15 protein-coding genes are annotated in these 22,709 nt (G+C 75.5%); 10 read left to right on the top strand and 5 right to left on the bottom strand.

Going from position 1 to position 22,709, the window contains the following annotated elements; translation table 11 throughout:
- The first annotated feature begins 53 nt into the window (after positions 1-53).
- On the top strand, positions 54-2,660 hold the full coding sequence (gene glgP / locus ACZ4MO_RS09040; RefSeq protein ID WP_175009971.1) for an alpha-glucan family phosphorylase: 2,607 nt from the start codon (positions 54-56) through the stop codon (positions 2,658-2,660).
- Positions 2,661-3,094: 434 nt separating this feature from the next.
- Entirely contained in the window at positions 3,095-4,048 is a 954-nt protein-coding gene (locus ACZ4MO_RS09035) for a type IV toxin-antitoxin system AbiEi family antitoxin (RefSeq protein ID WP_186810504.1), read from the top strand.
- Positions 4,049-4,113: 65 nt separating this feature from the next.
- Here the strand turns inward: ACZ4MO_RS09035 and ACZ4MO_RS09030 are convergent, their stop codons facing one another.
- The 3 genes from ACZ4MO_RS09030 to glgX all read right to left on the bottom strand — a co-directional run bounded on the left by ACZ4MO_RS09030 (position 4,114) and on the right by glgX (position 9,633).
- Entirely contained in the window at positions 4,114-5,289 is a 1,176-nt protein-coding gene (locus ACZ4MO_RS09030; protein ID WP_108051087.1) for a hypothetical protein, read from the bottom strand.
- Between the two features lie 20 nt (positions 5,290-5,309).
- Entirely contained in the window at positions 5,310-7,064 is a 1,755-nt protein-coding gene (locus ACZ4MO_RS09025) for an FAD-binding dehydrogenase (protein WP_175009969.1), read from the bottom strand.
- A gap of 157 nt (positions 7,065-7,221) precedes the next feature.
- Positions 7,222-9,633 carry a glycogen debranching protein GlgX gene (gene glgX, locus ACZ4MO_RS09020; RefSeq protein WP_255437381.1) on the bottom strand — a complete coding sequence of 804 codons (2,412 nt, stop codon included), beginning with the start codon at positions 9,631-9,633 and terminating at the stop codon, positions 7,222-7,224.
- A gap of 112 nt (positions 9,634-9,745) precedes the next feature.
- On the opposite strand from glgX, the gene ACZ4MO_RS09015 reads away from it, so the two are divergent.
- From ACZ4MO_RS09015 to ACZ4MO_RS09005, 3 genes are all read left to right on the top strand, one after another.
- Positions 9,746-10,561 carry an electron transfer flavoprotein subunit beta/FixA family protein gene (locus tag ACZ4MO_RS09015; RefSeq protein WP_175009967.1) on the top strand — a complete coding sequence of 272 codons (816 nt, stop codon included), beginning with the start codon at positions 9,746-9,748 and terminating at the stop codon, positions 10,559-10,561.
- A gap of 13 nt (positions 10,562-10,574) precedes the next feature.
- Positions 10,575-11,582, top strand: a complete 1,008-nt coding sequence (locus ACZ4MO_RS09010) for an FAD-binding protein (RefSeq protein WP_175009966.1) — start codon at positions 10,575-10,577, stop codon at positions 11,580-11,582.
- Between the two features lie 126 nt (positions 11,583-11,708).
- Positions 11,709-13,841, top strand: a complete 2,133-nt coding sequence (locus ACZ4MO_RS09005; protein WP_175009965.1) for an alkaline phosphatase PhoX — start codon at positions 11,709-11,711, stop codon at positions 13,839-13,841.
- A gap of 42 nt (positions 13,842-13,883) precedes the next feature.
- On the opposite strand, the gene ACZ4MO_RS09000 is transcribed toward ACZ4MO_RS09005, so the two are convergent.
- Positions 13,884-14,930 (bottom strand): phosphotransferase, encoded by a 1,047-nt coding sequence (locus ACZ4MO_RS09000; RefSeq protein ID WP_175009964.1) that lies wholly within the window; start codon positions 14,928-14,930, stop codon positions 13,884-13,886.
- Between the two features lie 289 nt (positions 14,931-15,219).
- On the opposite strand from ACZ4MO_RS09000, the gene ACZ4MO_RS08995 reads away from it, so the two are divergent.
- Both ACZ4MO_RS08995 and mnmA read left to right on the top strand, forming a co-directional pair.
- Positions 15,220-16,452, top strand: coding sequence for an aminotransferase class V-fold PLP-dependent enzyme (locus ACZ4MO_RS08995; RefSeq protein ID WP_175009981.1), 1,233 nt, complete (start codon positions 15,220-15,222; stop codon positions 16,450-16,452).
- The gene (gene mnmA, locus ACZ4MO_RS08990; protein ID WP_175009963.1) at positions 16,449-17,645 is read left to right on the top strand and encodes a tRNA 2-thiouridine(34) synthase MnmA; all 1,197 of its coding nucleotides are present in this window, start codon (positions 16,449-16,451) and stop codon (positions 17,643-17,645) included. The genes ACZ4MO_RS08995 and mnmA overlap by 4 nt, the downstream gene beginning before the upstream one ends.
- On the opposite strand, the gene ACZ4MO_RS08985 is transcribed toward mnmA, so the two are convergent.
- Positions 17,618-18,046 carry an ester cyclase gene (locus ACZ4MO_RS08985; RefSeq protein WP_175009962.1) on the bottom strand — a complete coding sequence of 143 codons (429 nt, stop codon included), beginning with the start codon at positions 18,044-18,046 and terminating at the stop codon, positions 17,618-17,620. The genes mnmA and ACZ4MO_RS08985 overlap by 28 nt on opposite strands.
- 158 nt (positions 18,047-18,204) lie before the next feature.
- On the opposite strand from ACZ4MO_RS08985, the gene ACZ4MO_RS08980 reads away from it, so the two are divergent.
- From ACZ4MO_RS08980 to ACZ4MO_RS08970, 3 genes are all read left to right on the top strand, one after another.
- Positions 18,205-19,251, top strand: coding sequence for a uroporphyrinogen decarboxylase/cobalamine-independent methonine synthase family protein (locus ACZ4MO_RS08980; protein WP_175009961.1), 1,047 nt, complete (start codon positions 18,205-18,207; stop codon positions 19,249-19,251).
- Positions 19,252-19,419: 168 nt separating this feature from the next.
- The gene (locus tag ACZ4MO_RS08975) at positions 19,420-20,208 is read left to right on the top strand and encodes a beta-phosphoglucomutase family hydrolase (protein ID WP_114553121.1); all 789 of its coding nucleotides are present in this window, start codon (positions 19,420-19,422) and stop codon (positions 20,206-20,208) included.
- Entirely contained in the window at positions 20,205-22,682 is a 2,478-nt protein-coding gene (locus ACZ4MO_RS08970) for a glycosyl hydrolase family 65 domain-containing protein (protein ID WP_114553122.1), read from the top strand. The genes ACZ4MO_RS08975 and ACZ4MO_RS08970 overlap by 4 nt, the downstream gene beginning before the upstream one ends.
- The last annotated feature ends 27 nt before the right edge of the window (positions 22,683-22,709 follow it).

The raw sequence follows: 22,709 nt of genomic DNA, 5'->3' as shown, positions 1-22,709 counted from the left end.
CAGGCTGCGGCGCGGGGGTGTGCACCGGCGCCAGGCTGCGTAGTCTCGTCCCCGTGAGAGCCATCCGACGGTTCACCGTCCGCACCCTGCTGCCCGCCGAGCTGCGCGACCTGGACGAGCTCGCGCACAACCTGCGCTGGTCCTGGCACGCGCCCACGCGCGACCTGTTCGCCGGTATCGACCCCGAGACGTGGGCGGCGGTCCACGGCGACCCCGTCGCGCTGCTCGGTGCGCTCGGGCCCGAGCGACTCGCCGAGCTCGCCGCCGACGGCGCGTTCGTCGAGCGCGTGCGTGCCGCGGCGGCCGACCTGCGCCACTACCTCGACGACGCGCTGTGGTACCAGGAGCGTGCCGCGGAGGCGTCGGCGGAGGAGGGTGGCGCTCTCCCGGCCGCGATCGCGTACTTCTCGCCCGAGTTCGGCATCACGTCCGTGCTGCCCCAGTACTCCGGCGGCCTCGGCATCCTCGCCGGCGACCACCTCAAGAGCGCGAGCGACCTCGGCGTGCCGATCGTCGGCGTCGGGCTCCTCTACGGCGCCGGCTACTTCAAGCAGTCGCTCACGCGCGACGGCTGGCAGGTCGAGACGTACCCGCTCCTCGACCCGGACGGCCTGCCGCTCACCCTCCTGCGCGACGACGACGGCACGCCCGCGCGCGTCTCGCTCGCCCTGCCCGGGGGGCGGACGCTCCACGCGCACGTGTGGGTCGCGGCCGTCGGCCGCGTGCCGCTGCTCCTGCTCGACTCGAACGTGCCCGGCAACGACGAGGCCGCGCGCAAGGTGACCGACCGCCTCTACGGCGGCGGCGGCGAGCACCGCCTCCAGCAGGAGCTCCTGCTCGGCGTGGGCGGCGTGCGCGCGCTGCGCCTGTGGTCGCGCCTCACCGGCGCGCCGGAGCCCGAGGTCTACCACACCAACGAGGGCCACGCGGGGTTCCTCGGCGTCGAGCGCATCCGCGAGTTCGTCGAGCAGGGCCTGTCGTTCGACGCGGCGCTCGAGGCCGTGCGCGCCGCGACGGTCTTCACGACGCACACGCCCGTTCCCGCCGGCATCGACCGGTTCGGCCGCGACCTCGTCGCGCAGTACTTCGGCGGCGACATGGCGGTCGACGGCCTGCCCGTCGAGCGCGTCCTCGCCCTCGGTGCCGAGGACTACGACGGCGGCGACCCGACCGTGTTCAACATGGCCGTCATGGGCCTGCGCCTCGGCGGGCGGGCGAACGGCGTCTCGCTCCTGCACGGCGAGGTGTCGCGCGGGATGTTCGAGGGATTGTGGCCGGGCTTCGACGCCCGCGAGGTCCCCATCACCTCGGTGACGAACGGCGTCCACTCGCCCACGTGGGTCGACCCGGCGCTCGCGGCCCTCGAGGCCGAGCGGCTCGGGCTCGACGAGCTCACGGCCGAGCACGCGTCGTCGCGCTGGCTGCGCGGCGACGGGGACGGCGCCGTCGGCGACGGCGAGCTCTGGGCGATCCGGCGCGAGATGCGCGGCCGGCTCGTCGACGAGGCGCGTCGCCGCGTGCGCAAGTCCTGGCGCGAGCGCGGCGCGACCCCGGCGGAGCTGGGCTGGGTGGACGACGTGCTCTCGCCCGACGTCCTCACCATCGGGTTCGCGCGCCGCGTGCCCACGTACAAGCGGCTCACGCTCATGCTGCGCGACCCGGATCGCCTCAAGGCGCTGCTGCTGCACCCCGAGCGCCCGGTCCAGCTCGTCGTGGCGGGCAAGTCGCACCCTGCGGACGACCAGGGCAAGCGGCTCATCCAGCAGCTCGTCCGCTTCACGGACGACCCCGAGGTGCGGCACCGCATCGTCTTCCTGCCGAACTACGACATCGCCATGGCGCAGTCGCTCTACCCGGGCTGCGACGTCTGGCTCAACAACCCGCTGCGCCCGCTGGAGGCGTCCGGGACGTCGGGCATGAAGTCGGCGCTCAACGGCGGCCTCAACCTGTCGATCCTCGACGGGTGGTGGGACGAGTGGTACGACGGCGAGAACGGCTGGGCCATCCCGACCGCCGACGGCGTGGAGGACGCGGACCGTCGCGACGACCTCGAGGCCGCCGCGCTCTACGACCTCGTCGAGCAGCAGGTCGCGCCCCGCTTCTACGACCGCGACGCCGACGGCGTGCCCGGCCGGTGGCTCGAGATGGTGCGGCACACGCTCGCGACGCTCGGCCCCAAGGTCCAGGCGACGCGCATGGTCGGCGAGTACGTCACGCGCCTGTACGCCCCGGCCGCCGCGGCCGGGCGCGCGCTGGCCGCCGACGGGCTCGCACCCGCCCGGGAGCTCGCGCAGTGGAAGCACGCCGTGCGCGACGGCTGGTCGCGCGTGCGCGTGGACCACGTCGACTCGGCCGGCATCGGCGAGGTGCCTCAGGTCGGGGACCGCCTCACGGTCCGCGCGTACGTGTCGCTCGGCGACCTCCGCCCCGAGGACGTCCAGGTGCAGGTCGTGCACGGTCGCGTCAGCGAGGCCGACGTCATCGAGGAGTTCACGGCCGAGCCGCTCGCGCTCGCCGAGACGTACGAGGCCGGCCGCTACGCGTTCGCGGGCGACGTCGTGCTCGACGCGTCCGGACCGTTCGGCTACACCGTCCGCGTCGTCCCGACGCACGACGGCCTCCCGAGCGTCGCCGAGCTGGGCCTCGTCACCAACGCCTGACCCACTCCGCCGAGGTAGAGCCTTGGCCCCACGAGGTAGAAGTGCGGTCGCGCGAGGTAGAAGTGCGGTCGCGCGAGGTAGAGGTGCGGTCACGCGAGGTAGAGGCGTGGTCACGTGATGCGGATGCGTCATACGGTGCGTGAGAGGGCCCGGCCGTCGTCGGCCGGGCCCTCTCGGCGCGTCCGAGCGTGGGTGGTGGTCGACGGGGCGGACCGTCGTACAGGGGCGCCGACCTCGTCGTCCACAGATCTGCCGCGCGCGCCCCGTGAGGGCGCGCTGACCGGCACGCTGGGCCGATGGACGAGACGACGGGCAGCATCCCGACCAGCCACGACCCGAGAGCACAGCGCAGCCTCGGGGCCGATCGAGTCCCGACCCGCCCCGCCGGTCGCTACACGGCGGACACCAACGGGCCTCGGAAGGTTCCGTCTGCTGTGCCCTACGTGCGTCGACGCCGCGCGGAGCTGGCGGCGCGAGCACGCGCTGGTGAGCTCGTGCGGGTGCGGCGCGGTGTCTACCTCCCCTCGGCGCACTCCGCGCCGTCGGAGCGCGAGGAGTGGCTGCTCGGCGAGGTGCGTGGGCTGGTCAGCCGGCTCAGGACACCGTTCTGGGTGAGCCACGACACCGCAGCTCTGCTCTGGGGGTGCTGGACGTGGCGGCTCCCGCCGTTCGCGCACCTGACCCAGCTCGGCCAGCCGAACGTGACGCGAGAGCGCGACGTGGCTGTGCGCCGGCACTGGACCGATCTACCGGTCCGTGACCGCGCGGTCCTCGACGGCGTCCCTGTCACCAGCCTCGAGCGCACCCTCGTCGACTGTGCACGGTCGCTGCCGCTCGAGCGCAGCCTCGTCGTGGTCGACTCCGCGTTGCGCCTGGGTGCGGATCGGGACGTGGTGGAGTCGATCGTCGAGGAGTCGCGCGGCAAGCGCGGCATCGTGCGGGCACGCCGTGCTCTCGAGCTCGCGGACTCGAGGTCGGAGTCGCCGGGCGAGACGCTCGTGCGGCTCGCGGCCGTGCTCGGCGGTCTGCCCGCACCCCGGCCACAGGTACCGGTCGCGACGTCGCGCGGGACGTACGTCGTCGACCTGGCCTGGCTCGACGCCCGTCTGGTGATCGAGTTCGACGGGGCGGTGAAGTACTCCGGCGGGGCGTTCGGGGACCCGGCAGAGGTCCGGCGCGCGCAGGACGCCCGCGAGGCGGCGCTCGTGGCAGCGGGCTGGACGGTCGTGCGCTTCACCTGGGACGACCTGGGCGACCCGGTGGCGGTCGGCTGTCGTCTCGCGGAGTCACGCCGCCTCGCGCTCCGTCGCCGCGCCGACAGCTCGCGGCCCTCCGCGCCGAGGCAGAGCCCTGGTCGGTCGAGGCAGAGCCCCGGTCGGTCGAGGTAGAGGCGCGGTCATGAACCTGGCCTCTACTTCGGCCTACCTGGCCTCTACCTCGGCCGACCTCGGTTCTATCTCGCGGGCGGGGGCGTGGCGAGGAGGTCGAGGTAGCGCGAGCGGGCGCGCACGACGTCGGCGAGCTGGGTCTCGATGCCGTCGACGAACTCCTCGCGGTACACGGCGTCGACCTGCACGGAGATCGCGTAGTAGAGCCCGGTGAACGTCGCGATCGCGACGGAGACGCGCAGCAGCGTCTGGGTCACGACGAGGTCCGCGCCGCCGACGCCGCCCCCGCCGACGAGCGAGAGCGTCCGCTGCCAGGTGCCGCCGTCGACGTCCCACAGCGCCATGACCTCGGGGGTCACCGTGAGCGTGCCGAGCGCCATGAAGAACACGCCCATGCCGAGGCTCACGACGAGGACCTGGAGGAGCTGGCTCGTCGCGATCATCGTCGCGAGGTTCGCCGTCTGGCCACGGCTGAAGCGTGCTGCGTCCTCGTGCCCGGGGTGCCGCGCGGCGGTCTCCGCGAGCGCCTCCCGGGCCTCGGCCGGCGACCGCAGACCGACGAACAGCACGACGAGCAGCGCGAAGAACGCGCCGAGCACGAGGTCGGCGACGCCGTGCGTCCGGTCGAACACCTGCCACACCTCGGCGTTGTAGAAGAGCACGAGGGAGAACACGAGCAGCAGCGGCAGCAGACGCACGAGGCGCAGCAGGGCGGCACCGAGCTCGTCGGTGACGCGCGCGAGCCCCCACCACAACGACGACAGCACGCCGTACCCGACGACGACGCGCACGACCCCGAGCAGCACGAGGTTGCCGACGACGGTGAGCAGGGCGTCGCCCCACTGCCCACCGAACACGACCGGCAGGAGGGCCGGCACGAGCACGAAGAACGCGAGCTCGGGGACGCCGACGGACTGCGGGAGCGTGGACCACGGCCGACCGCGCACCACGTTGAGCCCCGCGTACGCGGCCGCGACGATCGCCGCGGCGCCGAGGAGCGCGAGCGCGTTCGCCCACGCGGGCCAGCCCGACCGCACCGCGCCGGAGAGCTCGGCGAGCAGCACGACGAGCAGGAACGGGGCGGACCGCCCGAACACGTCGCGGTCGAGCGAGTGCCCCTCGACGAGCAGCGGGAGACCGTTGCGGCGGAACAGGCGTTCGCAGGCGGGGACGTCGAGCTGGTCGACCGCCGCGGGGGCGCCCGGCGCGGGGGCCGGGGACGCGTCGTCGGGCACGGTCATGGTCGCCGACCCTACCCGGGTCAGCCGAGGTCGACGGCGACCGCGCGGCCGGCGACACGGCCGGAGTAGAGGCACCCGCCGAGGAACGTCCCCTCGAGCGCGCGGTGGCCGTGCACGCCGCCCCCGCCGAACCCTGCCGCCTCGCCGGCGGCCCAGAGCCCGGGCAGCACGGACCCGTCCGCGCGCAGGACCCGCGCGGAGCCATCCGTCCACAGCCCCCCGAGCGTCTTGCGCGTCAGCACGGAGAGGCGGACGGCGAGCAGCGGCCCGTCCTTCGGGGTCGTCAGCGGCCGCGGCGGCGACACGCGGATGAGCCGGTCGACGCGGTAGCGGCGGGCCATCGCCGTCGCGACGACCTGCGGGTCCTTGCCCAGCCCGGTGCGGACCTGCTCGTCGCGCAGCCGGACGACGCGGGCCAGCGCCGCGGGGTCGACGTGCCCGCGCGAGCCCGGCGTCGCCTCGACGAGCGCGTTCATGCGCGTGGCGAGCTCCTCGGGGGTGTCCGCCCACACGAACTCCGGCGACTGCTCGGCGAAGCGCGCGACCGGCCCGACGGCGCCGGGCAGCACGCGCTGGGCGAGGAGCCGCACGTCCTTGCCGGTGAGGTCGGGGTTCTGCTCCGAGCCGGACAGCGCGAACTCCGACTCCATGATCGCCTTGTTGAGCACGAACCAGGAGTGGTCGTCGCCACGCTCGGTGACGTGCTGGAGGGCGCCGAGGGCGTCGAAGCCGGGGAACAGCGGCGCGGGCAGCCGGTTGCCGTCGGCGTCGAGCCAGAGCGAGCTCGGCCCGGGCAGGATCCGGATGCCGTGGTCCGTCCACACCGGCGAGTGGTTCGCGATCCCCTCCGGGTAGTGCCACATGCGGTCCTCGTGCACGAGTGCCGCACCCGCGTCGGCGGCGACACCGATCATGAGCCCGTCGGTCGAGTCGGGGACGCCGGACAGCATGCGGGCGGGGAGCCGGCCCGCCGTCTGCGGCCAGCGCGAGCGCACGAGCTCGTGGTTCGCGCCGATGCCGCCGGAGGTCACGACGACGGCGCTCGCCGCGATCTCCACCTCCCCGACGACGGCGCGCGACGACGGCGCCCCGCGTTCGGCGTCCGACGGTGCGAGCACCTCCGCGCGCACGCCCGTCACCGCGCCGTCGGTCACGACCAGCGACGTGACCCGGTGCCGGAACCGCACGTCGAGCAGGCCCGCGGCGCGCGCGTCCAGGGCGGCGCGGACGAACGGCTCGAGGACGCCCGGGCCGGTGCCCCACGTGACGTGGAAGCGGGGCACGGAGTTCCCGTGCGCGCCCCCGGCGGACCCGTCGGCGCCCGAGCGCACCGGGTACCCGCCACGCTCCGCCCACTGCACGAGCGGGAACCACCGCACGCCCTTGTCGTGCAGCCAGCCGCGCAACTCGCCGGCGGCGAAGTCCACGAACCCCTGCGCCCACGCGTAGCCGTGCCGGTCGGGGCCCTCGCCGCGGTCCGCGCCGGGCGCGAACTGCGCGGACCCGAGCCAGTCGTCGAACGCGAGCTCGGCGGAGTCCGTGACGCCCATGCGCCGCTGCTCGGGCGAGCCGACGAGGAAGAGCCCGCCGAACGACCACCATGCCTGCCCGCCCAGGCTCGCCGCGGGCTCCTGGTCGAGCAGGACCACCCGGCGGCCCGCCGCCGTGAGCTCGGTCGCCGCGACGAGACCGGAGAGCCCGGCCCCTACGACGACGACCTCGGGGTCCTCGATCGTGGGAGAGCTGGGGGAGGAGTCGACCGCGCTGTCACTCATGCGGGAAGAGTAGAGCACGTGTCCAGACCCGGCGGGCGCGAGCGCCCACGGCTCTGCCTCGCGTGACCGCGCCTCCGCCTCGCGTGACCAGGGCTCTACCTCGCGTGACCAGGGCTCTACCTCGCGTGACCTGGGCTCTTCCTCGGGGACCTCGGCTCTACCTCGCGGGGCCGGGCGTCTGCCTCGGCGGGGTGGGGGAGACATACACGCGCAGGCTCAGCGCCTCGAGCCCGACGACGTCGCCCGGGCGGGCGGCGCTCTCGCCCGCGGCGCGGTCCGGGTCGTCCGGGTGCTCCCAGTCCGAGTCCCACGCGAGCTCCCAGCGCTCGGGCTCGCCGGCCGCGTCGGCCCGCAGACCCGGGAGGGTCACGTCGACCGGGTCGAGCGCCCCGGTGAGCACGACGAGCACGTCGGCGTCGCCGGGCTCCGGGGCGGTCCGCAGCATCTGGAGCGTCCGGACGCCCGGGTCGTGCCACGCCCCGTGGTCCAGCGGTCCGCCGGCGGCATCGAACCACGCCAGGTCGGGCACGGCCGTCGGGCCGGGGCCGTGGCCGCCGTCGGGCGCCGTACCGGCCCCCGTGCCGGCCGCCCCGCCCGCCGCCGTGCCGGCGGCCGCGCCGCCGGAGCCGTCCGGCGCCGCGGGGCGCGGGCGGCCGGTGAAGAACGCGTCGGGGCGCAGCGCGGCGTGCTCGCGCCGCAGGGCGAGGAGGTGGCGGGCGGTCGCGAGCAGGTCCTTGCGCCACGGGGACAGGTCCCACGAGACCCACGACGTCTCGTCGTCCTGCACGTAGGCGTTGTTGTTGCCGCGCTGGGTGCGGCCCATCTCGTCGCCCGCGGTGATCATCGGGGTGCCCGCGGCGAGCACGAGCGTCGCGAGCAGGTTGCGGATCGAGCGGCGGCGGAGCGGGGCGATCTCGACGCCGGGGCCGGCGAGCCCTCGGCCCGTGGTGGCGTCGGGCGCGACCGGGCCCTCGAGCCCGTGGTTCCAGGACCGGTTGTCGTCGGTCCCGTCGCGGTTGTCCTCGCCGTTCGCGAGGTTGTGCTTGTGGTCGTACGCGACGAGGTCGGCGAGCGTGAAGCCGTCGTGCGCGGTCACGTAGCTCACGGACGCGACGGGGCCGCGCACGAGCGGCGGGTCCGAGCGGCCGAACAGGTCGGCCGAGCCCGCGAGGCGCGTCGCGAGGTCCCGCACGCCGTGGCCCGGCCGCCCGTGCGACGCCTCGCGCGCGTCCGCGAGCCAGAACTGGCGGACGGCGTCGCGGAAGCGGTCGTTCCACTCGGCGAGCGGCGGCGGGAACTGCCCGGTGCGCCACCCGCCGGGGCCCACGTCCCAGGGCTCGGCGACGAGCTTGAGCCCGCACAGCACCGGGTCCGTCTGGAGCGCGACGAGGAACGGGTGGTCCGGGTCGAACCCGGTGGGGCCCCGGCCGAGCGTGACGGCGAGGTCGAACCGGAACCCGTCGACCCCGACGACCTCGGCCCAGTACCGCAGCGAGTCGAGCGCCGCCCGCACGACCGCCGGCCGCCGGAAGTCGAGCGAGTTGCCCGTCCCGGTGACGTCCGCGAGACGTGCGGGGGAGCCGCCGTCGTGCAGGTAGTACCCGGCGTTGTCGAGGCCGCGCCACGACAGGTGGTACCCGTCGGCCCCGCCCTCGCACGTGTGGTTGTGCACGACGTCGAGCAGCACCTCGATCCCCGCCTCGTGCAGCAGGTGCACCATGCCGCGCACCTCGTCGAGGACGGCGCCCGGCCCGGCCTCCTGCGCGGCGCGCGTGGCGTACGCGGCGTGGGGCGCGAAGAACCCGAGGGTCGAGTAGCCCCAGTAGTTGGTGCGGCCGCTCGCCAGGAGGTGTGGTTCCGGCACGTTGGCGTGCACCGGGAGCAGCTCGACGCTCGTGACCCCCAGGCTTTGCAGGTGCTCGATCGTCACCGGGTGCGCGACGCCCGCGTACGTGCCGCGCAGGTGCTCGGGCAGCGCCTCCAGACGCTGCGTGAGCCCGCGCACGTGCGCCTCGTAGACCACGGTGTCGCGCCACGGGACGCGCGGGCGGGGAGCGAGCGTCCCGGTCGGCTCGGCGACCACGACGGCGTGAGGCACGAACGGCAGCGAGTCGCGCGGGTCGGGCGGGCCGTACGGGTCGTCGCCGACCTGGCCGCGGATCGCCGGGTCGTCCACGAGTTCGCCGGCGAGGCCCCGGGCGTACGGGTCGACGAGCAGCTTCGCGGGGTTGTGCCGCAGGCCGGCGGCCGGGTCCCACGTCCCGTGGACGCGGAAGCCGTACCGCTGGCCGGCACCGACGCCCGGGACGTGGCCGTGCCACACGCCGTAGGCGGGGCCGGCGAGCGGGACCCGGCGCTCGCGGTAGCGCGCCGGGTCGTGCGCGGGGAGCGCCGCGTCCACCACGTCCACGAGGCACAGCTCGACGGCGGTCGCGTGCGACGCGAGCACGGCGACGTCGACGCCGTCGCCGGCGAGGCGGACCCCGAGCGGTGGGACGAGGGCGTGCCGGTCGACGCTCCCGGGGGCGGTCGGCGGGACGGGTCTCGGGTCGGGCGACGGCTCGTGCACCCGTCCATTGTGGCGGGTGTCACCGGCTCCTCCGGTCGCCCGCCGGTAGGCTTCGGCGGAGCGGGCCGGGTACCTCTCCGGCCGACCGCCCAGCGCACAGGGAGAGCAGCCGATGCGGATCGTCGTCGCCGTGAAGTACGTCCCGGACATCCACGCCGACCGGGGCTTCGAGGACGGCCGCGTGGTGCGCCGGGCCGACGAGGGCACGCTCAACGAGCTCGACGAGAACGCGGTCGAGGCCGCGCTGCGCCTCAAGGAGGCGCTGCCGGAGGAGGAGCGCGAGACCAGCGAGGTGGTCGTGCTCACCGTCGCCGGGCCGGACGCCGACGGCGCCGTGCGCCGCTCCTACCAGCTCGGCGCCGACCGCGGGGTTCGGGTGAGCGACGACGCGATCGCGGGCTCGGACTACTTCGGCACCGCACGCGTCCTCGCCGCCGCGGTGCGCCGCCTCGCCGACGAGGCCCCGGTGGACGTCGTCGTGACGGGCATGGCCGCGCTCGACGGGCTGGGATCCGTCGTCCCGGCGCTCCTGTCGGCCGAGCTCGGGCTGCCGCAGCTCACGCTCGCCGGGAGGCTCGAGGTCGAGGGCGAGCCGGGCGCACGCACCGCCCGCGTCACGCGCGAGCTCGACGGCGTCGAGGAGGTCCTCGAGGCGCCGCTCCCCGCCGTCGTGTCGGTGACCGACCACGCGAACGACCCGCGCATGCCGAACTTCAAGCTCATCATGGCGGCGCGCACGCGCCCCGTGGAGGCGTGGAGCCTCGCCGACCTCGGCGTCGACGCGGCGCTCGTCGGCGACGCGGGCGCCCGCACGCGCGTGCTCGACGCGTCGCCGCGGCCGCCGCGCCCCGACGCGGAGATCGTCGTCGACAAGGGCGAGGGCGGCCGCGCCCTCGCCGAGTTCCTCATCCGCAACGACCTGGTCTGAGAGGCGTCCGCACATGAGCACCCCCGGGGCCCGTACCGTCCTCGTCCTCCTCGACTCCGCAGCCACCGAGCTGCGGTCGCCCGTGCTGGAGCTGATCACCCTCGGCCGCGCGCTGGGGCGCGTGGAGGCCGTCGCGCTCGAGGCGCCGAGCGTCGGCGTCCTCGCCCAGCTCGGCGCGCACGGCGTCGCGCTCGTGCGCCAGGCCGAGCCGTCGTCCGGCGGCGAGGTCGTCACCGGCGACGCGCTGCACCTGACGCCCGTCGTCGCGGAGGTCCTCGCGGCGGCCGCGCGCGCGTCGCACGCCGACGCCGTCCTGCTGACGTCGTCGTTCCCGAACAAGGAGGCCGCGGCGCGCCTCGCGTTCCTCACGGGGGCCGGCCTCGTCGTCGACGCGTCCGCGCTGCACGACGACGGCACCCACCTCGTGGCCGACAAGCGCGTCTTCGCGGGCTCGTGGGACGTGCGCAGCGAGATCCTCACCGACCCGGCGGTGCTGACGCTCCGCGCGAACTCGGTGGTGCCCCAGCCGGCGGACGCCGCCGTCGCGACCGAGGTCGAGGCGCTGCGCGTCGAGCTGACCCCCGCGGCGACCGCGGCGCGCGTCGTGTCCCGCACGGTCGACGCGTCCGCGGGCGCGGGCCGTCCCGCGCTCGGGGAGGCCGCGATCGTCGTGGCCGGGGGCCGTGGCACGAACGGCGACTTCGCCCCCGTGGTCGAGCTCGCCGACGCGCTGGGCGCCGCCGTGGGCGCGACGCGCGACGCGGTCTACGAGGGCTGGCACGACCAGTTCGTCGGGCAGACGGGCGTCACCGTGGCACCGCGCGTGTACATCGGCGCGGGCATCTCCGGCGCCCCGCACCACCGTGGCGGCATGCAGGCGTCGCAGGTGATCGTCGCGGTGAACAACGACCCGGAGTGCCCGCTGTTCGAGATCTCGGACTTCGCGGTCGTGGGCGACCTCGCGGACGTGCTGCCGCAGGCGGCCGAGGTGCTGCGGGAGCACCGCGCGTCGCAGGGCTGACCGCCCGGTCGGCGCCGAGAGTTCACCCGGTGTCCTCCGGGCGGTGACCGGCCGGTCACCGATCGTTCCTAGCGTCGGGCCGACTCCCCGGTGACGGGGAGGCCCCCCGACCCGTGGAGACGACCGATGACGATCACGCCTGCCCCCGAGCATCGCCCCCTGCTCTCCGTCGCGCCGCACGCGCGCGGCAAGCGCAGCCCCGTCACCTGCCGGCTGAAGTGCGCGGACGCGTGCTCGCGCCCGGTCCCCAACGAGAGCGCGAACGAGACGTTCCGCGACGTCGTCGCCGGCGCGCTGTCACGCCGCGCGCTGCTCGGCGGGCTCGCGGTGGGAGCCGCGGCCGTCGTGCTCGGCGCGCAGACGGTCACCGCGCCGTCCGCCGCCGCCCAGGGCGTCGCGGCGCACCGCGGGCACGGCGGTGGCCGCCCGCGGAAGGGGCTCGCGTTCGGCGCGATCTCGCCCCAGCCCGCGGCGCGCGACGCGCTCGTCGTCCCCGACGGGTACCGGTGGCGCCCGGTGATCCGCTGGGGCGACCCGATCCTGCGCGGCGGGGCGCCGTTCGACGTCTCGCGCCAGACCCCGGAGCAGCAGGCACGGCAGTTCGGCTACAACAACGACTACCTCGACATCCTGCCGTTCGAGCGCCAGCACGCCCTCGCCGGCGGCCGCGGCGCGGGCAAGGGACCGGGTCGCGGGACGCGCGGGCTGCTCGTCGCGAACCACGAGTACACGAACCCCGCCATCATGTTCGACGCCTCGTACGACGCCCCGACCCGCCGGGCGATCGAGCGCGCGGCGCACGGGATGTCCGTCGTCGAGGTGCGTCGTCGTCGGACCGGGACGCCGTGGGACTACGTGGCGGACAGCCGGTACAACCGCCGGGTGCACATGACGACCGAGCTCCGCCTCACCGGGCCGGTCGCGGGGTCCGACCTCGTCAGGACCGTCGCCGACCCGTCGGGGACGCGCGTGCTCGGCACGCTCAACAACTGCGCGGGCGGCACCACGCCGTGGGGCACGGTGCTCTCGGGCGAGGAGAACTACAACGGGTACTTCCGCACGTCGGGCACGGGCCACGACGCCCGCTACGGCCTGCGCGACGCCGCGACGGGGTACGGCTGGGAGCTCGACGACCCGCGCTTCGACGCCCGCAACCCCGGGTACGAGAACGAGCCGAACCGGTTCGGCTGGATCGTCGAGATCGACCCGTACGCGCCCGCCGAGCCGCCGGTGAAGCACACCGCGCTCGGCCGGTTCAAGCACGAGGGCGCCAATGTCATCCTGTCGCGCCGCGGGAACGCGGTCGCGTACATGGGCGACGACGAGCGCTTCGACTACGTGTACAAGTTCGTCTCCTCGCGCACGATGCGCCCGGGGAACAGCGAGGGCGCCCGCCGCCACAACAAGACGCTGCTCACCGAGGGCTCGCTGTACGTCGCGCGGTTCCGCGGCGACTCGCCGGCGTCCGAGATCGACGGCTCGGGCGCGGTGCCGTCCGACGGCGCGTTCGACGGCCGCGGCGAGTGGCTGCCGCTCGTCGTCGACGGGCGCAGCGCCGTCCCGGGCATGAGCGTCGAGGAGGTGCTCGTCTACACCCGCGTCGCGGCCGACAAGGTCGGGGCGACGAAGATGGACCGCCCCGAGGACGTCGAGCCCAACCCCGTCACGGGCCGCGTGTACGTCGCGTGCACGAACAACACCTCGCGCGGCCCGGGCGCAGCCGAGGGCGCGACCGAGCCGAACCCCCGCAGCACGAACCGCGACGGGCACGTGGTGGAGATCGTCGAGGACCGCGACGACGCCGCGTCGCTGACGTTCCGCTGGAACCTCCTCCTCGTCGCGGGCGACCCCGCGACGAACTCCTCCACCTACTTCTCGGGCTACCCGAGGGAGAAGGTCTCCCCGATCTCGTGCCCGGACAACCTCGCGTTCGACGCCGAGGGCAACCTGTGGATCTCGACCGACGGCCAGCCGAGCACGATCCAGAAGTGCGACGGCCTGTTCAAGGTCACGCTCGACGGCCGCGAGCGCGGGCGGGTCGAGCAGTTCCTCTCGGTGCCGCGCGGCGCCGAGACGTGCGGGCCGCTCGTCGACTCGGCGGACCGCATGGTCTACGTCGCGGTGCAGCACCCCGGGGAGGACGGGACGTTCGACGCGCAGGTGTCGTCCTTCCCGGACTACCTGACCCCGGGGGCTCCGGTGCCCCCGGGAGCCTTCGCCGGGCCGCGGCCCGCGGTGGTGCAGGTCTGGCAGGACTGACGCCCGGGCCCCGGCGCCACGACGGCGCCGGGGCCTGCGCGCTCAGAGCCCCAGGTGCTCCAGCCACGCGAGGGCCGCGACGCCCTGGGCGCGCTGGAACGGTCGCAGACGGGGGATGGTCGGGATCGCGGGCTGCCGCGCGGAGTGCAGGAAGTACCCGGCGATCCCCGCGACGACGGCACGCAGGTCCGTGGGGTGCACGTCCTGGCCGAGCGGGTGCGCGGCGAACGTCGCGGCCGCCCAGGCGCCCCCCCGCGCGCGTCGTGCCGGGTCGGCGCTCACCGTGACGGGCTCGCACACGTCCCGGACGCCCTGCATGACGACGCTCGGCAGGAGCATCGCCAGGTCGAGCCACGCCGCGCCGCGCGACGCGTACGGCCAGTCCACGAGGTAGACCTTCTCCGGGGTCAGCAGCACGTTGTCGGCGCGCAGGTCGCCGTGCACGAACGACTCGCCCTCGCACGCGACGAGCGCGCCGCGCTCGGCCTCCGCGAGCGCGTCGAGGCGCGCCGCCGCCCAGGGCACGAGCGCTGCCAGGCCGGGGTCCGGGTCGGCCCGCAGGGCGCGCCAGCCGGTGGCCATGCCGGCGAAGTCCGGGCCGGTGGGCGGCAGGCGCATGGCTCGGGCCCCGGGCGCGGACGCGACCCGGACGAGCGCGGCGAGCACGCGGTCGAGCTCGTGCGGGTCCCACGGCGTGCCGGGCGAGCGCCCGTCGACCGCCTCGTACGCGAGCGCGACCCAGTCGCCGTCGCCGTGCCCCCAGGCGAAGCGTGGCGCGGGGACGGCGCGCGGCAGCCGCGTCGCGACCTTCGCCTCGGCGCGGTGCAGGTCGGCGGCCACGGGCTCGTCGGCGGTCCGGGCCGCCTTGACGAAGAGGCGGCTGCCGTCGTCGAGCGTGAGGACGGACGCGAGGCCCGGGCTGAACCCGGCCGGTACCGAGCGCTCGTGCACGACCCTGCCCCCGGCGACGGCCTCCAGCTCGTCGCGCAGCGCGAGCGGCAGGTCGGCCCAGAGCAGGCGTCGACCGCCGGAGGCGACCGGGACGTCCCCGGTGGTCTCGACGGCGGGCGGCGCGACGTCGTCGGGCATCGAGAGGCCACTTCCCCTGTCGGTGGCTGGCGGTCCCGCCCGCGGCACGTTCCCGTCCCGCGGCGACGTGTGGCGCGCGACGGCGGTCCTGCGACCGGGCGAGCGCCCGGCGACGGCCGGGCGTAGATGTCCCACAACCTAGCGCTTTCCACCGGGATGTCCAGCGCCGCCCACCCCTCGGACCGCGAGCGTCGCCCCGCGGTTCGTAGACTGGGTGACCGTGACCCCTGCTCCCGGCCCCGTGACCGGCGTCGGCCCCGGTGCGCCCGGCGGGCCGACCCCCGTCCCCGTGACGGCCTACCTCGACCACGCCGCCACGACGCCGCTGTCCCCGGCGGCGCGCGACGCGTTCGTCGACGAGCTGACCCGCACGGGCAACCCGTCGTCGCTGCACGCCGCGGGCCGCGCCGCGCGGCGCACCGTCGAGGAGGCGCGCGAGTCGGTCGCGGCCGCGCTCGGCGCCCGCCCGAGCGAGGTCGTCTTCACGGCAGGCGGCACCGAGGCCGACAACCTCGCGGTCAAGGGGCTGTTCTGGGGCCGCCGGACCACGGACCCGCGCCGCCGGCGCATCGTGGTGTCCGCCGTCGAGCACCACGCGGTGCTCGACCCCGCGTTCTGGATGGCGGAGCACGCGGGCGCCGAGATCGTCCTGCTGCCCGTGGACGCCGAGGGGCGTGTGGACCTCGACGCCCTGCGCGCCGAGATCGCGGAGCACGCCGACGAGATCGCCCTGATCTCCGTCATGTGGGCGAACAACGAGGTGGGGACGCTGCAGCCCGTGCCGGAGGTCGTGCAGCTCGCGCGTCCGCACGGCATCCCGGTGCACTCCGACGCCGTGCAGGCCGTCGGGCAGGTGCCCGTCGACTTCGCCGCGAGCGGGCTCGACGCGATGACGGTGTCGGGCCACAAGGTCGGCGGGCCCGTCGGGGTCGGCGCGCTCCTCGCGCGGCGCGACGCCCCGCTGACGCCCGTGCTGCACGGCGGGGGCCAGGAGCGCGGCGTGCGCTCCGGGACGCTCGACGCCCCCGCGATCCGCGCGTTCGGCGTCGCGGTCACCGAGGCGGTCGCGCACCGGGCCGAGCGGGCCGCGCACCTCGCCGCGCTGCGCGACGAGCTCGTCGCGGGCGTGCGCGAGCGCGTCCCGGACGCCGTGCTCAGCGGACCCGAGCCCGGCGCGCACGACGGCGTCGTCCGGCTGCCCGGCAACGCGCACTTCACCTTCCCCGGTGCCGAGGGCGACTCCCTGCTCTACCTGCTCGACTCCGCGGGCGTGCAGGCCTCGACCGGGTCGGCGTGCCAGGCCGGCGTGCCGCAGCCGTCGCACGTCCTGCTCGCGATGGGCGTGCCCGAGGCCGACGCGCGGGGCGCGCTCCGCTTCTCGCTCGGCGTCACGTCCACGCGCGACGACGTCGCGCGCCTCCTCGACGCCCTGCCCCGGGCGGTCGAGCGCGCCCGGGCCGCGGGCCTCGCGTCGAGCCCGGCGCGCCCGCGCGTCGCGCGCCGCACGGGCGGTGCCGCGTGAGGGTCCTCGCCGCCATGTCGGGCGGCGTCGACTCGGCCGTCGCCGCGGCGCTCGCGGTCGAGGCCGGGCACGAGGTGGTCGGCGTGCACATGGCGCTCTCGCGCGACCGCGACCAGTTCCGCACCGGCTCGCGCGGGTGCTGCTCGATCGAGGACGCGGGGGACGCGCGGCGTGCCGCCGACGTCCTGGGCATCCCGTACTACGTGTGGGACCTCTCCGAGCGGTTCGAGGACACGGTCGTGGCCGACTTCCTCGCCGAGTACGAGGCCGGGCGCACGCCCAACCCGTGCGTGCGCTGCAACGAGCACATCAAGTTCGAGGCGCTGCTCGACAAGGCGACCGCGCTGGGGTTCGACGCCGTCGCGACGGGCCACTACGCGCGCGTCGAGACGCGGGAGGTCCCCGACGCGTCCGCCCCGGGCGGGACGCGCACGGTCCACGAGCTGCACCGCTCTCCGAACACGGCGAAGGACCAGTCCTACGTCCTCGCGGTCATGGGTCCCGAGCGGCTCGCGCGGGCGGTCTTCCCGCTCGGCGGCTTCGCCTCGAAGGACGAGGTCCGCGCCGAGGCGGCGCGGCGCGGCCTGTCGGTCTCCGCGAAGCCGGACTCCTACGACATCTGCTTCGTCGCCGACGGCGACACCCAGGGCTTCCTGCGCGCGCGCCTGGGCGCGCGGCCGGGGGAGATCGTCGACGCGGACGGCGCGGTGCTCGGCGAGCACGACGGCGCCTACGCCTACACGGTCGGCCAGCGCAAGGGCCTCGGCATCGACCGACCCGCGCCCGACGGCCGCCCGCGGTACGTGCTCGACGTCCAGCCCGCGAGCAACCGGGTGGTCGTCGGACCGGCCGAGCTGCTCAGCGTCGACCGGATCGAGGCGGGGTCCGCCGTCTGGTTCGACGACGCGTGCCCGCCCGCGGGCGAGCCGGCCGACGTCGAGGTGCAGGTCCGGGCGCACGGCGCGCCGGTCCCCGCGCGCGTGCGGAGCGTCCCCGGCGGGTCGATCGAGGTCGAGCTCACGGGCACGCCGCTGCGGGGCGTCGCGGCCGGGCAGTCGCTCGTCGTCTACGCCGGGACGCGCGTGCTCGGGCAGGGCACGGTCGACCGGGCGTACCGGGCCGGCCGCACCGCCCCCGGCCCCGGTACCCCGGGCGCACGGGGCGCTCAGCCGACGCCGACGGCCGCCGGGTGAGCGAGCGCCCGCACGAGCGCCGACTCGTCGCGCACGCACCAGTGCTCGGCCGCGCGCCCCTCGGCGAACCGCAGCACGTGCATCTCGCGCACGCGGAACCGGCGGCCCGTCGGCGCGACGCCGCGGAAGTAGCCCGTGTGCCGGGCGCTGAGCTCGACGTGCAGCGCCACGAGGTCGCCCTCCGCGACCGCGTGCAGCACCTCGACGCGCTGGTCCTCGAACGCGTCCGCGTACCAGTGCATGGTCGCGACGAGGCCCTCGTCGCCCCCGTCGCCGCCCGGTGCGGCGTCGTGGTTGCGGAAGCCCGGCGCGAGCAGCGCCGCGACGGCGTCGGCGTGGTTGCCCGGGATCGCGTGCGTGTGCACGGCGACGGCGACGGCCTTGTTCTCGTGCGTGCCCATGGCGGGGTCCTTCCGCAGGACGGCCGCGCGGCCCCCGGACCCCGGCGGGGTCGCGGCACGGCTCGGTGTTCCGGTGTGCTCCTGGAGAGAGGTGGACGGCACGTGGTTCGTGACGAGGTGCGCGGTCTCCCGCGCGAGGCGGCGCGCGGGGGTGCGGCATGACCGCGGTGAGCGGGCTCGGGCCGTGGCCCGGCGGCGAGGGCACGGACGTCCTCGAGGCCCAGCTCACGGTGCTCGGCGACCTCGCCGACGTGCCGACGGGCGTGCAGGGCGTGCCGTTCCTCGTCCAGCTCCCGGGCCGCGGGCCCGGTGCCGACGCGACGGGCCGCACGACGGCGCTCCTGCCGGGGCTGCCCGTCGAGCTCGGCCCGCACGGCTGGAAGCTCGCCGACCACGGCGGCGCCGACCTGCGGCGGGCGGAGGCGTACCTGCGCGAGGACGTGGAGGCGCTCGCCATCGCGGGCGCCGGGTACGCGGGGCCGCTCGCCGTGACGGTCACCGGTCCGTGGACGCTCGCCGCGGAGGTCTACCTGGCGCGCGGCGACCGCGTCCTGTCCGACCGCGGTGCGGTGCACGAGGTCGTCGAGGCGCTCGCCGCGGGCGTGGCCGAGCACGTCGCGCAGGTGCGCCGGCAGGTCCCGGGCGCGGACGTCGTCGTGCAGGTGGACGAGCCGCTGCTCGCGCAGGTGGGGGCGGGCGTGCTGCCCACGTTCTCGGGGTACTCGCGCCTGCGTGCGGTCCCGGGCCCGGACCTCGTGGACGGGCTGCGCCCGGTGCTCGACGCCGCGCGCGCCGCGTCCGCGTCGACGGTCGTCCACGTGGGCCCCGCCTGGGTGGGCGTCGCGCCGGTCGTCCTCGCGGGCGCCGACGCGGTCGGCCTGACGCTCGGCGCGTGGGACGAGCGGTCGTGGGAGACGGTCGCGCGCGCGGTCGAGCGAGGCGTGCGCCTCTGGGCCGCGCTGCCGCCCGCGAAGGTCTCGCAGTGCGCCGGGCCAGCGCTCGGCGAGCTCGCCGACCTCGTCAGCGTGCCGTGGCGCCGCATCGGGCTCGAGCCGTCCGCGCTCGACGACGTGACGCTCCTCGGCGCGCCGCGGTCCGGCGGCGGCCCCGGTCGCGGGGTCGGCGGCACGCCCGACGAGCACCGCGCGCTGCTCGCGAACCTCGGCCGCGTCGCCGACGTCCTGGCCGAGCGCGCCCACGCCTGAGCGTCGCCCGGACACGCCCTGAGCGCTTTCCGCGCACGGCTCCGGGTGCGTACGCTTGACCTCGCGCGACGGTCACGACGGCGACGTGCGGACGGCCGTCCCGCGGCCTCCGGACGGCGCGGGAACGACCGGGCGCAGACCCTCGTCCCCCCACCGCGAAGGATCTCCATGCCCGTCCTGCGAGCCGTGCTGTTCGACCTCGACGGCGTGCTCACGCCGACCGCCGAGCTCCACATGCGCGCCTGGGAACGGCTGTTCGCGCCCTACTGCGCCGCGCACGGCCTGGCCCCGTACACCGCCGCGGACTACTTCGCGTCGATCGACGGGAAGCCCCGCTACGACGGCGTCGCGACGTTCCTCGCGTCGCGGGGCGTCACGCTGCCACGCGGCGAGGTCACGGACGCGCCGGGGGAGTCCACGGTGTGCGCGCTCGGCAACCGCAAGGACGAGATCGTCAACCGCATGTTCGCCGAGGAGGGCATCGCGCCCTACCCGGGCTCGGTCCGGTTCCTCGACGCCGTGACGGCGGCGGGTGCCGCGGTCGCCGTCGTGTCGTCGTCGCGCAACACGCCCGCCGTCCTCGCGGCGGCCGGGCTCACGCACCGGTTCGCCGTCGTCGTGGACGGGAACGTCGCGGCGCGCGAGCACGTCGCCGGCAAGCCCGCACCGGACACGTACCTGTACGCGGCCCAGCTGCTCGACGTGCCCGCCGGGGAGGCCGTCGTGGTGGAGGACGCGATCTCGGGCGTGCAGGCCGGCGCGGCCGGCGGGTTCGGGCTCGTGCTCGGCGTCGACCGCGGCGTGGGCGCGGACGCGCTGCGCGCGCACGGGGCCGACGTCGTCGTGGCCGACCTCGGTGACCTCGACGCGACGGTCCTCGACCACCCGCGCGCCGCGACCGCCGACGCCGCCCTCCCCGCCGAGACCACCCGTGCCGACGAGGAGGCAGGCGCGTGATCCGCCGCACCGCCGACGAGCGCAGCACCGTCGACCGCCTGCGCTTCCCGGCCGAGCCGTGGCGGCTCGTCGAGTCGCAGTTCTCCGCGGAGGACCTCGGCGTGACCGAGACGCTGTTCGCCGTCGCGAACGGCTACCTCGGCATGCGCGGCAACGTCGAGGAGGGCCGCGAGTCCCACTCGCACGGCACGTTCATCAACGGCTTCCACGAGACGTGGCCCATCCGGCACGCGGAGGAGGCGTACGGCTTCGCGCGCGTCGGGCAGACGATCGTCAACGTCCCGGACGCCAAGGTCATCCGCCTCTACGTGGACGACGAGCCGCTCCTGCTGCCCGTCGCGGACCTCATCGACTACGAGCGCTCGCTCGACCTGCGCGACGGCGTCCTGCGGCGCGAGCTGCTGTGGCGCACGCCGTCGGGCAAGCGCGTGCAGATCCGCTCGCAGCGCATGGTGTCGTTCGTCGAGCGCCACCTCGCCGTCATGACGTTCGAGGTCACGCTCCTCGACGCCGCCGCGCCCGTCGCGATCTCGTCCCAGATCCTCAACCGCCAGGACGGTCAGGACGAGTACCACGTGCGGTCCGCGTCGCTCGGGGAGGGCTTCGACCCGCGCAAGACGAACCAGTTCACGGGGCGCGTCCTGCAGCCGCAGACGCAGTTCGGCGACGACGACCGCCTCGTGCTCTCCTACCGCTGCACCAACTCCGGCATGACGCTCGCGGTCGCGGCCGAGCACGTGCTCGAGACCGAGAACGAGTGGGACGTGCGCACGCTCGCCGACGAGGACCTCGCGAAGCACGTGTTCCGCGTGCAGGCCGAGCCGGGACGGCCGATCCGGCTGACCAAGCTCGTCGCGTACCACACGTCGCGCGGCGTCCCGCCGCGCGAGCTCGTCGACCGCTGCCGGCGCACGCTCGACCGTGCGCGCGAGTCCGGCGTCGAGGCCCAGCTCGCGCTCCAGCGCGAGTGGCTCGACGACTTCTGGGCCCGCTCCGACGTCGAGATCCCCGGCCAGCCGGGCATCCAGCAGGCCGTCCGCTGGAACCTGTTCCAGCTCGCGCAGGCGACCGCGCGGGCCGAGGGCAACGGCGTCCCCGCGAAGGGGCTCACCGGCTCCGGGTACAGCGGGCACTACTTCTGGGACACCGAGATCTACGTCCTGCCGTTCCTCACCTACACGAGCCCGCGGTACGCGCGCAACGCGCTGCGCTTCCGCTACCAGATGCTCGACGCCGCCCGCCGCCGCGCCGCGGAGCTGTCGCAGAAGGGCGCGCTCTTCCCCTGGCGCACGATCAACGGCGAGGAGGCGTCCGCCTACTACGCGGCCGGGACCGCGCAGTACCACATCGACGCCGACGTCAGCTACGCGCTCGTGCAGTACGTGCGCGCGACCGGCGACGAGGACTTCCTGCGCCGCGAGGCCGCGGACATCCTCGTCGAGACCGCGCGCATGTGGGAGGACCTCGGCTTCTGGCGCGCCAACGGCGACGACAACTTCCACATCCACGGCGTCACCGGGCCGGACGAGTACACGACGGTCGTCAACGACAACCTCTTCACGAACGTCATGGCCCGCTTCAACCTGCGGGCCGCGGCGTACGTCGTCGAGCGCATGAAGGCCGACCACCCCGAGGACTACGCGCGCCTCGTGGACCGGCTCTCGCTGGGTGCGTACGAGGCCGCGGAGTGGGTCCGCGCCGCCGACCACATGTCGATCCCGTACGCCGAGAGCATCGGGATCCACCCGCAGGACTCGCACTTCCTCGAGCGCGAGATCTGGGACCTCGCGCACACGCCCGAGGACAAGCGGCCCCTCCTGCTGCACTACCACCCGCTCGTCATCTACCGCTACCAGGTGCTCAAGCAGGCGGACGTCGTGCTCGCGCTGTTCCTCCAGGGGCAGCACTTCAGCCCTGAGGAGAAGCTCGCCGACTTCGAGTACTACGACCCGTTGACCACGGGCGACTCGACGCTGTCCGGCGTCGTGCAGTCGATCGTCGCGGCGGAGGTCGGGTACCACGAGCTCGCGCTCGAGTACTTCGTGTCGTCGATCTACGTCGACCTCGCGAACCTCCACGCCAACGCCGCCGACGGCGTGCACGTCGCGTCCGCGGGCGGCACGTGGTCCGCGCTCGCGTACGGGTTCGGCGGCATGCGCGACTCCGAGGGCGACCTCACGTTCGACCCGCGCCTGCCCCAGGAGTGGGAGTCGCTCACCTTCCGCGTGCAGTGGCGCGGCTCGCGGCTGCGCGTCACCGTGCTGCCCGACGCGATCGAGCTCGACGCCGAGACCGGCGACGGCGCGCAGGTCGTCGTGCGCGGCGAGCAGGTGAAGGTCGTCCCGGGCGAGGTCGCGCGCGTCGCGCTCGACGGCCAGGGACCGGTGAAGCCGGGCCGTCCGAGCCTGCGCGCGCTCTCCGGCAACCGCCGCGAGGACGGCACCCTCATCACCGCGACGGTGCCGCACTCCTGAGGGCCGCCCGCACGTCGCCGAGCAGGT

It is taken from the genome of Sphaerisporangium cinnabarinum (assembly GCF_055567015.1).
This window is presented reverse-complemented; position numbering and strand designations above follow the sequence as displayed.